Origin of the sequence: Capnocytophaga sp. oral taxon 878, assembly GCF_002999135.1 — a bacterium.
In the GTDB taxonomy this organism is placed as follows: Bacteria; Bacteroidota; Bacteroidia; order Flavobacteriales; family Flavobacteriaceae; genus Capnocytophaga.
The window spans coordinates 1,283,407-1,294,907 of sequence record NZ_CP027229.1; the positions used below are offsets into that span (position 1 = coordinate 1,283,407).

Genomic DNA, 11,501 nt, shown 5'->3' on the forward strand with positions numbered 1-11,501 from the left:
ACTTATTTTTTATCGTCTTTACCTTCTAAATCTCTTTCAAATTGTTTTACTTCTTTGAGTTGCTCCACTATTTTATCAATAGTTTCTTTCTTATCTATTTCAATAGGGATTTCAACTTTTACATATTCCCAGCGTATTACTAAATTGAGTTTTTCATTGGATAGTGTTTCAAAAGAAAACTCTAAGGACTCTTGCAGCTCTTTGGTTTGGGTTACTGGTACAGTGAACTCAATAGCGTTTTCATTAGGGTCATAGCTATAAGCGCCCCAAGCATCGGCATCATAGTTAAGTACTATCTTCCATTGGTTGGCCTCGGGGGTTACGAAAATAGCATACTCACCTTTTTTAACGGGCTTACCGCCAAACTTTACTGGCTGTAAAAAGCTGATACTTGTAGCCTGATTGGCCCCTACACGCCATACTTTACCATAGGGTACTAACTCACCAAATATTTTACGACCGCGTACACTAGGGCGACCATAATCAACTGTGATTTGGCTTACGGAGAACTGCTGGGTAATTACCTGCCGAGGGCTTGCCATAGGGTAGCTAAAATTCTGTGCATAAGTAGCTACACTTAACAACAAGCCTGTTATAATTAAGATTTTCTTCATATTATTCAAAATTAAGATTTATCAAGAAACCGCGTGTTTTGAGACCATTAAGGTTACCTGTCCAAGGGCTGGCGGGGTTATTATCGGGTATTAGTTCATTATTTACTGAGAACAGAGCCCTTATAGAGGGAGATACTCTAAAATAATGTGTATAAAAATCAAAGCCGAAGCCCAACTCATAAAAGAATACATTCTTGGAAGAACGGAAAGTTCTTTCGGCGTTATCAATAGCTAAACTTGCATTGCTACTAAGGTTAAATACTACTGATGCTCCTGCTGAAACATAAGGCTTCACATTGTACCAACGTGCTGCACTAAACTTGAGCAAGAGAGGAATGTAAATGTATGTAGAGGGTACTTCACGAACTATATCGCGATTTTCGGTAAAGCCAGGGAAGGTTAATACGCGCTTGTTATAGACCAAACCGGGCTCGATACGCAGGTCGAGGTACTTGATGAGGTGTACTTGCCCTGTAAGTCCTACATTGAAGCCTATTTTCTTTTCGGTTTGTATTTCACGTAGGCGCTCGGTTTGGTAATTTAGTTCTTTATAATCGATTTTAAAATCGAAGGTGTTGGCGCCAAAATAATACCCCCATTGGAAGCGCCTGTCATCAAAGTGCTCCAAGTTAATCATAGGGGTTTTGAATTGCCCATACAAACTAGTTACCCCTACGGTGAGGAGTAGCATTGTAAAAATTTTCTTTATTATATTCAAATTCATTATTTTTTGCTTATCGTAAGTCTTTTATTTGTTAGCGATGTAAATGGTTGCTACCCCTCCTAATGTTTTGGGGTAGTATTGTGTGTGCTTATAGCCTGCCTTATCTAATATCTGTTGGAACTTTTTGCCGTAAGGGAAATGGATAGCCGAGTTTGACAAGTACTTATAAGCTGATTTATCTTTTGAAAAGACTTTGCCTATAAAGGGCATTATGTAGTTGGTATACAGGTGATAGCCTTGCTTGAAAGGAAACTTTTCGGGGATTGAGGTTTCAAGTATTACCAAGCGCCCTTGGGGTTTGAGTACTCTATAAATTTCGGATAGTCCTTTTTCTAAATCTTCAAAATTGCGCACTCCAAAGCCGACAGTTACAGCATCAAAAGAGGCATCGGGGAAGGGGAGTTGCTCACTATCACCTTGTTGCAAGGTAATGCGGTGGCTGAGTTGTTTTTTTTCTACCTTTTCACGCCCTACGGAGAGCATTCCTTCGGAAATATCTAAGCCTGTGATTTTGGCATCGGGAATGGCTGTGAGAGCTATGGCTAAATCGGCAGTACCTGTAGCTACATCGAGCACTGTAGTGGGATGGATTTCGGCTACTTTGCTTACTACAAACTTGCGCCATTTTATATCAGCTCCCCACGAAATAACACGGTTAAAGCCATCATAATTACCTGATATAGTGTTAAACATCTGGATTACTTGCTGCTTTTTGCCTTGTGTTGAGTTGTGGTAGGGAGTAACTGGTTTTTCAGTCATATAATGCTTAATTTTTTGCAAAGATAATAATTAATTACCAATTGGCAATGAACAATAAAATAATTAAATTGTTTTTTGGTTTTATTGGTAGCTATTTTTTTGGTTTTAAGGCTATAAAGTTGTTCTTCTTACTTATTTACTTAAATGTTTTTGTATTCTTCTGAATGATAGCTTCTTTATCGGTTTCGGGGATGTTGTACTTATAGCCATAAGGTGCTCCTTCCCAATCGCCATAGGAGAAGTTGGGGAATACGATGAAGCGCTTACCGAACTGACTTTTGTTTTGGTGTACTGCTTGAGAACGGTCTTGAGGGGTACGCTCGTCAAAATCTTTAGCAAAATCGGTAAGGTTATCGCCCATTAGGAGTACTATATCGTACTCTTTGGCTATTTGCTGACGGCGATTTTCTTTACTTTTTTCGGCTGTACGCAAGATAAGACGGCTATCGGAAGGGAATGGGAAGTTATACTTGCGGAGGTTTTTGGCGGTGCCTTCACGTTCTTTTTCAAGGCGATTGGTAACGTAAAAGATGGCTACGCCCTTGCTATGGGCGTATTCAAAAAACTCTAACGCTCCGGCTAAGGGTTTGGCTTCGCCTAATACAGTCCATTCTTCCCACGCTTTTTGTGAATAGCTAATGCCTTGCTTGGCGCAATAGGCTTCAAAGGGTGAGTTATCTAGAAATGTTTCATCGATATCGGTTACTATTGCCAGCGGCTGGGTGCCTTTTTTGGCTAAAGCCTCATCTAACCTAAGTTGGGCTATATTGAAGGCTTGAAGGCATAGTGCTTCATACTCGGCGGCATTTTGCTGGTAGTATGAAGACCACAATTTACCATTGGCTATGAGTTTGTTTTCGGTAGTAGTAGTTGTTGTGTTTTTGGTAGGGCAGCAGCTATTGAGGCACAAGGCTGCTATGCCCATAAGTAGGATATTTTTTTTCATCTGACGGTTAATTATTAAAAAGTGAAATTATTTTATCTACAATTATTTGTGCTAGTTTTTCTTTGCTTTCCAAACTCCAGCCGGCGATGTGAGGGGTAAGTATTACGTTATCGGCTTGGAGGAGGTATTTGAAGGGCTCGGGGAGGTTATCGCCAGAGAAGAAATCTTCAAAGGAGGCTTTTTCATACTCTAACACATCTAAGCCAGCCCCGAGTACTTTGCCTGATTGCAAGGCTTGTACTAAATGAGCTGTTACAACACTCTTACCGCGTGCTGTATTGAGGAACCAGAAGTTTTTGGCAAAGCTATTGATAAATGTTTGGTTAATCATCCCGATGGTTTGGGGTGTTTGGGGTGTGTGAAGGCTTACGATATCGGCTTGGCGGAAGAAATCGACGAGGGTTACTTGTTTGGCGTTTTCATCGCCTTTGTTGGGGAGTATATCATAGCATATCACATTACAATCAAAGCCTCGTAATTTTTTGGCGAAGCTTTTGCCCATATTGCCATAGCCTATGATGCCTACGGTTTTGCCATCGAGTTCCCATCCTCTGTTTTCTTCGCGTAGCCATTTGCCGTTTTTTATTTCGTTATTGGCTATTTTAAAGCGGTTAAGGAGTGAGAGGAGCATTCCGAGTGCGTGTTCGCCTACGGCATTGGAGTTGCCTTCGGGGGCTGCTATGAGGGTGATGCCTTTGCTTTGGGCGTAGGCTACGTCGATATTTTCGAGGCCTGCCCCTACCCTACCGATGAATTTAAGATTTTTTGCTTTGCTTAAAAAATCTTGGTCGATAGTGAAGCGGCTGCGGATGATAATTCCGTCGTAATTGGCTATTTTGGCTTCGATTTCTTGTTTGCTACTTGTATAATCTTCGTGGTTTTCAAACCCGTGAGCTGCTAATTGAGAGAGCATTAGGGGGTGGTTGGTATCAAGATGTAATATTTTCATTGTTTTTTATTTTCATTTAATATTAACAGGTGGTGAGCTAACACTCGGTTACCTGAGTGCAAAGGTACGAAATAATTATAAAATAGCAATATTTTTGGGGTTAGGTTTTAGGGTGTAGAGGAAAGGAATGAGCTTGTGGTAACTGATTAAGTATCTTTGGTGACATACTTAGCTGCAGCAGCTCACTGACTATCCTTCGCCACATACTCAGCTGTGCCTGCTCGCTGACTATCCTTCGCGACATACTCAGCTGTGCCAGCTCGCTGACTATCCTTCGTTTATCCTTCGTTTATCCTTCGTTATTCGTTCGTTCAGGCTTTTTTAATTTTAGACTGATTATTGGGGTATTATATTGGGGGGGTGAAAGGTGGGGATTGGGTGGTAGAAATTGGCAAGGGGGACGGGGGCTTTTGAGGAGGGAGGTGTAAAAAGTTATTTGCTAATTTATATTTTTTTTGTACCTTTGCGGCATTAAATATAATTGTTAATTATTAATTGAAAAATATATGATACTGCACTCATTATTAGACAACGATTTTTATAAGTTCACTATGCAATGCGGTGTAGTGCAGCTGTTCCCGAAGAACAAAGCACGCTACACTTTCATCAATAGAGGTAAACACGAGTTTCCTGAGGGGTTTGCTGAAGCTTTGCGGGAGGAAGTAAATGCTATGGCACAGCTAAAACTGACGAAGAGTGAAAAGCAGTTTTTAAAAGATAATTGTCCTTATTTGAGTCCGTTGTATTTGGACTTTTTAGAGGGATATCATTATGACCCTTCGGAAGTTCATATAACGCAAGAGGGGAATGATTTAAATGTAACAGTAGAAGGTTATTGGTACAGGACGATACTGTGGGAAGTGCCATTGCTTTCGGTAATAAGTGAGCTTTTTTACAAGCTGACTAATGCGACGGCTTGGACAGATGCACAGGTGATAGAGAATACTAGAGAGAAGGAGCAGTTTTACAAGGATTTGGGTGTGGTATTTGCTGAATTTGGCACGCGCCGTAGGCATTCATATCATGTACACGACATAGTGATGCGTACCCTTATAGAGGGCTATAAAAGTACTTTTATAGGCTCCAGCAATGTGCATTTTGCAATGAAATATCAGGTAAAAACAATAGGCACACATGCTCACGAATGGTTTATGTTTCACGCTGCTGAATATAGCTATAAGATGGCTAATGCCCTCTCATTAGAGCATTGGGTAGATGTGTACCGTGGTGACCTTGGGGTAGCACTATCGGACACTTACACTACGGATGTGTTCTTTAAGCAGTTCGACAAGAAATTCAGTAAGCTGTTTGACGGGGTAAGGCACGATAGTGGTGACCCTATAGTATTTGCTGAAAAGACGATTGCGCACTACAACAAGATGGGTATCAATCCGCTATCTAAATACATTATTTTCTCGGACGGGTTAAATCCTAAGAAAGTACAAGCGATTACCGAAGCGTGCAAAGGCAAGATAGGTATTTCATTCGGGATAGGTACTGACCTTACTAATGATGTAGGGTTGCGCCCTATGAACATTGTAATGAAACTTACTGAGGTGCTTACCAGCGATAACGAGTGGGTGCCTACGGTAAAACTATCGGACGAGCCTAATAAACACACTGGTGATAAAAGAATGATAGAACTAGCAAAGGGAATATTGGCTATTAATTAGCTTATTAGCAGCTATTAAAAATTAAAAAACTAAAGACTAATGATTAATTACATATTAATGATTTTGGGGGTATTGGTAGGCTTATCGCGTTATTTATTTCCGCAGTATGACCAAGCCTTACTTATAGGAGGTATGAGCTTACTGATGATAGGAATTTACCGTATATCACGTAGGCTGCCTTCTAAAAATGAGGAAGATTTTCAAGACCCTGCAACTAAAATAAGAAACCCTGAAGACAATTAGTTAATGGTAATATAGCGGGATTGGCTAATTAGTAAATAGACATACTTAACCAGTGAATATAGGAGATTACATAGAAGTATTGGATGATACAATTAAAGGGCATGTGGTGCGCCTAACAGCAGGACAAGTAACTATGCTTACTACTGAAGGGTTTGAACTTAACTTTCGACCTGAAGAAGTAATTGTTATTGATAAAGAAACGCCCTTTAAGAGTGCTTTTACGAATATTGATGAAGAGAGCTTACGCAAGGATGTAGTAAGCAAACGCAAGGACAAATCGGTACTGACAAAAAAAGAGCGCAATATACCGCCAATGGAGGTGGACTTGCATATAGAACAGTTAGTAGATTCGACCAAGAATATGACTAATTACGATATGCTTACCCTACAATTAGAAACTGCACGCAGGCGCCTTGAATGGGCCATAGAGCAACGGATACAACGAGTGGTTTTTATTCACGGAGTGGGTGAAGGGGTATTACGTACTGAATTGGAGTTTTTGTTGGGACGCTACCCTAATGTAACCTTCTACGATGCCGAATACGCTAAGTATGGTGTTGGGGCTACTGAAGTGTATATCTATCAAAATGCAAAACGATGATTGAAGCAACTAACATACATAAGACTTATAAAGATTTAGAAGTTCTGAAAGGTGTATCGGTAAGTGTAGCAAAAGGAGAAATAGTATCGGTAGTAGGAGCTTCGGGAGCTGGCAAAACTACCTTGTTACATATATTAGGCACATTAGATAGTCCTGATAGCAATAAACAATCGGCTTTGAAGATCAATGGGACGGATATTTTATCACTCTCATCTAAAGCTTTGGCACGGTTTAGGAATGAGCATATAGGGTTTATTTTTCAGTTTCACCAATTATTGCCAGAGTTTACAGCTTTGGAAAACATTTGTATTCCTGCTCTGATAAAAGGTATGGGCAAGAAAGATGCTGAAAAACGCGCCATAGAACTATTAGATTTTTTGCATCTTGCAAATCGTGCTCACCATAAACCTAATGCACTATCGGGAGGGGAGCAGCAACGAGTATCGGTAGCTCGTGCCCTAATGAACCAACCTTCAGTAGTTTTTGCTGATGAACCCAGTGGGAACTTAGACTCGGAAAGTGCTGAAAAGCTACACCAGCTATTTTTCCAGCTGCGAAAGGAGTTCCAACAAACCTTTGTAATAGTAACTCATAACGAGGAACTTGCTACTATGGCCGATAGAAAACTCGTAATGATAGATGGAAATATTATTAGCAAATGAAATATATTATCTTGACATTAGCTCTCAGTTGTTTTGTAGGCTGCCAATACTTTAGTTCACAAACAGAAAAAGAAACAAATAAGGAACAAGATAGCCTTGTTCCTGATATTGTAGACAATAAATTAGAACAGGAAGTTCAAGACACCCTCATTTATGATGAAGAGTTTGAAGATGAGTGTTGTGATGAAGAAGCTTTTTTTATCATTATTGATGAAGAACGCTCAGAAGAAGACATTGCCCGTGAGAATACCCTTAAAGGTGATGTAAAAGAAATGACTACTGTCTATTTGAATCCTGTAAATGATGATACTATCTCCCATTTCACTACTGAAAAGACTGAAAAGGTACGGTACAAGAACAAAAAAAAGCAGGAAACACTGACTACTACTTACTATAAACGTGTAAAAACAAAGTATTTTTACAACAGGAAACGACTTGTGAGGCAAGAACGTATTTTTATACAGAAAGAAAATCCTAATAGTAATCATATAGCTTATGATACTCTTCGCAATGACTACAAATATAATGAGAAATATGATGAAAATAATAATTTGATAAAATCTATAAAAAAGCAAGGAATACACGATGTGGCAGCTGGAGTAGATTGGGACATATATCTATATGAAAATAAATGGTATGAAAATGATTTATTAAAGGAAGAAGATTACGAGAAAAACAATGGAGGTGGTAGTTATACCAAGGAGCGCAAAACTTATGATTATGTGTTTTATCCAAATAAAAAGATAAAGAAAAAACGTGTGCAGCGTTTTGATCCTGATAATAATAATCAAATATATGTAGCATATTACATCTACAACTCTAAAGGGCAGCTCATAGAGTACAAAGAAACAAGAGGAGGCACTTACTATGAGCAGTTTACTTATGAGGATTTCAACGATAAAGCTGATGAAACTATAGAAAAACATATCTTCACTTATAATGCTCAAGGACTACGAGCAACCAAAACTGTAGAAAGCCCTTATTTATCAGAAACTTACAGCGGAAAATACACTTATAAATACGATAATTATAAAAACTTAGTAGGTGTAACCCTCTACAATTTAAAAGACAGCCTATTGGCTAAATCTTCCTGTACTTTTAAGTATGACAAACAAGGTAACTGGATACAAAAAGTAGTATATGATGCACAAGGCAAACCTTACAGCCTCATAAAACGATTCATCACCTACACCGACCCGGAGCTTAACATCCCTTCTCCTATGGCTAATGAAAATGTAACCTTAGAGGAATACAATCAGGACGCCTATTCCAAAATATATGAATGGATACCCATTAACCTTGAGTAATATGGACAAACAAACCTTACAACAAAAATGGAATGCCTTGCCCGAAAATAACCTAATGCGCGACTGGCAAATGAATATTACCGAAATAGGCAATGATTCCCTCACTCTTTCAATGCCTGTTACCGACCGCCTTACACAGGTAGATGGCGTGCTACATGGCGGAGCTACCTTAACTTTGGCCGAAACTGCTGGCAGTATGGCTGCTTTCCTCTTACATTGTAATGAAGGTGAGCAAATACGCGGTATTGAACTCAGTGCCAACCACTTGCGCGCTGGTAAGGTAGGTGATACCCTCTATGCCCAAGCTCAATGCCTTAATGCAGGGCGCACTCTTCAGCTTTGGGATATTAAAATTACAAATCAGGAAGGCAAACTCATATCTTATTGCAAGTTTACAACTATAAAAATAGTGGCAGATTCTAAAAATTAAAATCTAATAACTATCTACAAAAAACTAACATCTAATATGGCTCAATTCATCAAATTATACAACGAAAATCCTAATGAAAAGGAAATTGCCAAAGTAGTGGAAGTACTGCGCAAAGGCGGACTTATCATATACCCTACCGATACCGTTTACGGCTTAGGGTGCGACATTACCAATACCAAAGCCCTTGAAAAGATAGCGCGCATTAAAGGCGTAAAGCTTGAAAAAGCAAACTTCTCTTTTGTATGCTCCGATCTTAAAAACTTATCCGATTATGTGAAGCAGATAGATAGCAGCACCTTTAAGCTGCTAAAACGTGCCCTACCAGGGGCTTATACTTTTATTATGCAGGGCAATAACAACCTGCCTAAGGATTTTAAGAAGAAAAAAACAGTAGGTATACGCGTGCCCGATAACAACATCGCCCGCTCTATAGTCCAACTTCTGGGCAACCCCATTGTATCTACTTCTATTTATGATGAAGACGAGCTGATAGAATACACTACCGACCCCGAACTCATCTTTGAAAAATGGCAAAACCAAGTAGATATGGTCATCGATGGCGGCTATGGGGACAATGTAGCCTCTACTGTTATTGACCTTTCCGGCGATACTCCCGTTATTATTCGCGAAGGAAAAGGCGACATTTCAATTATCAATTAGCAACCGGCAACCTCTCTAATTCTCTCCTTCTTCTCTTCATCGCCCAAGCAACATACATTCGTCTTAAAACATCAATATAGATTGAACGAACGATGAACGAACTATAAACGAACTATAAACGAAGGATAGTGAGTCAGCCTCTTTGCTTCCCCTACCCCTAAATATTGCTATTTCAAAAATTATTATTACCTTTGCCCCATTAATCTCTAACACTTATGGCAGACGATAAAAAGATTATTTTCTCGATGAATAAGGTAAGTAAAACCTATTCATCTACTAATAAGCAAGTGCTTAAAGACATTTACCTGAGCTTCTTCTACGGGGCTAAGATTGGTATTTTAGGGCTTAACGGGTCGGGTAAGTCCTCTTTGCTAAAAATTATAGCCGGTATTGATAAAAACTACCAAGGCGAAGTGGTTTTTGCCCCTAACTACACGGTAGGCTATCTAGAACAAGAACCGCATCTGGACGATGAGAAAACCGTTATTGAGGTAGTGCGCGAAGGCGTAGCCGAAACCGTTAAACTACTCGATGAGTTTAACCATATTAACGACCTTTTTGGCTTGGAAGAGAACTATTCCGACCCCGATAAGATGCAGAAGCTGATGGATAAGCAAGCCGAGCTACAGGACAAGATTGATGCCCTGAACGCTTGGGAGCTGGACAACCAGCTGGAAGTGGCTATGGAAGCCCTACGCACCCCCGACCCTGATACGCCTATCAAAGTACTTTCGGGAGGGGAACGCCGCCGTGTAGCCTTGTGTCGCCTGCTTTTACAACAACCTGATGTACTCCTTTTAGACGAGCCTACGAACCACTTAGACGCTGAATCGGTATTGTGGTTAGAGCAGCACCTACAACAGTACGCCGGCACCGTGATAGCTGTAACCCACGACCGTTATTTCTTGGACAATGTAGCGGGCTGGATATTAGAGCTTGACCGCGGTGAGGGTATCCCTTGGAAGGGTAACTATTCTTCTTGGCTCGACCAAAAAGCCAAACGCCTTGCCCAAGAACAGAAAACCGAAAGCAAACGCCAAAAGGTGTTAGAACGCGAGTTGGAATGGGTACGCCAAGGGGCTAAAGGGCGACAAGCAAAACAGAAAGCACGTTTGCAAAACTACGATCGCCTGCTGAATGAAGACCAAAAGCAATTAGAAGAAAAACTTGAAATATACATTCCCAACGGGCCTCGCTTGGGTACCAATGTAATAGAGGCGCGCCACGTGGCAAAAGCCTTTGGTGATAAGCTATTGTATGACGACCTTAACTTTGTACTGCCACAGGCGGGCATAGTGGGGGTGATAGGACCTAACGGAGCAGGTAAATCTACCATTTTCCGTATGATTATGGGAGAAGAGCAGCCCGATAGCGGCGACTTTTTGGTAGGCGAAACCGTAAAGATAGCTTACGTAGATCAAACCCATAAGCAGATAGACCCTGAAAAGTCTATTTGGGAGAACTTCTCGGGCGGACAAGACCTTATAATGATGGGCGGCAGGCAGGTGAACTCACGTGCTTACCTAAGCCGTTTTAACTTTGGCGGCAGTGAACAGAACAAGAAAGTAGCGACCCTTTCGGGGGGTGAGCGCAACCGCTTGCACCTTGCAATGACCTTAAAAGAAGAAGGCAACGTGTTGCTGTTGGACGAGCCTACCAACGATTTGGACGTGAATACCCTCCGCGCCTTAGAAGAAGGGTTGGAAAACTTCGCTGGCTGTGCGGTAGTAATTTCGCACGACCGCTGGTTCCTAGATCGTATTTGTACCCACATCTTAGCTTTTGAGGGCGACTCGCAAGTGTATTTCTTTGAAGGCAGTTTTTCGGAATACGAAGAGAACAAGAAAAAACGCCTTGGCAAAGAAGTAACCCCTACACGGATTAAATATAAGAAGCTGGTAAGATAGTCCATACTAGTTAAAATCTCTGTGAG

13 protein-coding genes are annotated in these 11,501 nt (G+C 40.6%); 8 read left to right on the forward strand and 5 right to left on the reverse strand.

Features of this window, described 5'->3' with window-relative positions:
- Positions 1 to 2 precede the first annotated feature (2 nt).
- From C4H12_RS06010 to C4H12_RS06030, 5 genes are all read right to left on the reverse strand, one after another.
- Positions 3 to 614 (reverse strand): DUF2911 domain-containing protein, encoded by a 612-nt coding sequence (locus tag C4H12_RS06010; RefSeq protein WP_174688420.1) that lies wholly within the window; start codon positions 612 to 614, stop codon positions 3 to 5.
- Position 615: 1 nt separating this feature from the next.
- Positions 616 to 1,338 (reverse strand): porin family protein, encoded by a 723-nt coding sequence (locus C4H12_RS06015; protein WP_106098104.1) that lies wholly within the window; start codon positions 1,336 to 1,338, stop codon positions 616 to 618.
- Between the two features lie 24 nt (positions 1,339 to 1,362).
- On the reverse strand, positions 1,363 to 2,097 hold the full coding sequence (gene ubiE, locus C4H12_RS06020; RefSeq protein WP_106098105.1) for a bifunctional demethylmenaquinone methyltransferase/2-methoxy-6-polyprenyl-1,4-benzoquinol methylase UbiE: 735 nt from the start codon (positions 2,095 to 2,097) through the stop codon (positions 1,363 to 1,365).
- Positions 2,098 to 2,233: 136 nt separating this feature from the next.
- Positions 2,234 to 3,043, reverse strand: coding sequence for a 5'-nucleotidase, lipoprotein e(P4) family (locus C4H12_RS06025; RefSeq protein ID WP_106098106.1), 810 nt, complete (start codon positions 3,041 to 3,043; stop codon positions 2,234 to 2,236).
- Positions 3,044 to 3,050: 7 nt separating this feature from the next.
- A complete protein-coding gene (locus C4H12_RS06030; protein WP_106098107.1) occupies positions 3,051 to 3,992 on the reverse strand; it encodes a 2-hydroxyacid dehydrogenase in 942 nt (313 codons plus the stop codon).
- A gap of 506 nt (positions 3,993 to 4,498) precedes the next feature.
- On the opposite strand from C4H12_RS06030, the gene pncB reads away from it, so the two are divergent.
- From pncB to ettA, 8 genes are all read left to right on the forward strand, one after another.
- Positions 4,499 to 5,665: a nicotinate phosphoribosyltransferase gene (gene pncB / locus C4H12_RS06035; RefSeq protein ID WP_106098108.1), complete on the forward strand. Its 1,167-nt coding sequence runs from the start codon at positions 4,499 to 4,501 to the stop codon at positions 5,663 to 5,665.
- A gap of 42 nt (positions 5,666 to 5,707) precedes the next feature.
- Positions 5,708 to 5,908, forward strand: coding sequence for a hypothetical protein (locus C4H12_RS06040; RefSeq protein ID WP_106099441.1), 201 nt, complete (start codon positions 5,708 to 5,710; stop codon positions 5,906 to 5,908).
- 52 nt (positions 5,909 to 5,960) lie between these two features.
- On the forward strand, positions 5,961 to 6,509 hold the full coding sequence (locus C4H12_RS06045) for a Smr/MutS family protein (protein WP_106098109.1): 549 nt from the start codon (positions 5,961 to 5,963) through the stop codon (positions 6,507 to 6,509).
- Positions 6,506 to 7,171, forward strand: coding sequence for an ABC transporter ATP-binding protein (locus C4H12_RS06050; protein ID WP_106098110.1), 666 nt, complete (start codon positions 6,506 to 6,508; stop codon positions 7,169 to 7,171). The genes C4H12_RS06045 and C4H12_RS06050 overlap by 4 nt, the downstream gene beginning before the upstream one ends.
- Complete coding sequence (locus tag C4H12_RS06055) at positions 7,168 to 8,478, forward strand: hypothetical protein (RefSeq protein ID WP_106098111.1); 1,311 nt, start codon at positions 7,168 to 7,170, stop codon at positions 8,476 to 8,478. The genes C4H12_RS06050 and C4H12_RS06055 overlap by 4 nt, the downstream gene beginning before the upstream one ends.
- 1 nt (position 8,479) lies before the next feature.
- Positions 8,480 to 8,908: a PaaI family thioesterase gene (locus C4H12_RS06060; RefSeq protein ID WP_106098112.1), complete on the forward strand. Its 429-nt coding sequence runs from the start codon at positions 8,480 to 8,482 to the stop codon at positions 8,906 to 8,908.
- A 36-nt stretch (positions 8,909 to 8,944) separates the two neighbouring features.
- Positions 8,945 to 9,568 carry an L-threonylcarbamoyladenylate synthase gene (locus tag C4H12_RS06065; RefSeq protein ID WP_106098113.1) on the forward strand — a complete coding sequence of 208 codons (624 nt, stop codon included), beginning with the start codon at positions 8,945 to 8,947 and terminating at the stop codon, positions 9,566 to 9,568.
- 215 nt (positions 9,569 to 9,783) lie between these two features.
- Positions 9,784 to 11,475, forward strand: a complete 1,692-nt coding sequence (gene ettA / locus C4H12_RS06070; RefSeq protein ID WP_095914737.1) for an energy-dependent translational throttle protein EttA — start codon at positions 9,784 to 9,786, stop codon at positions 11,473 to 11,475.
- Positions 11,476 to 11,501: the final 26 nt, after the last annotated feature.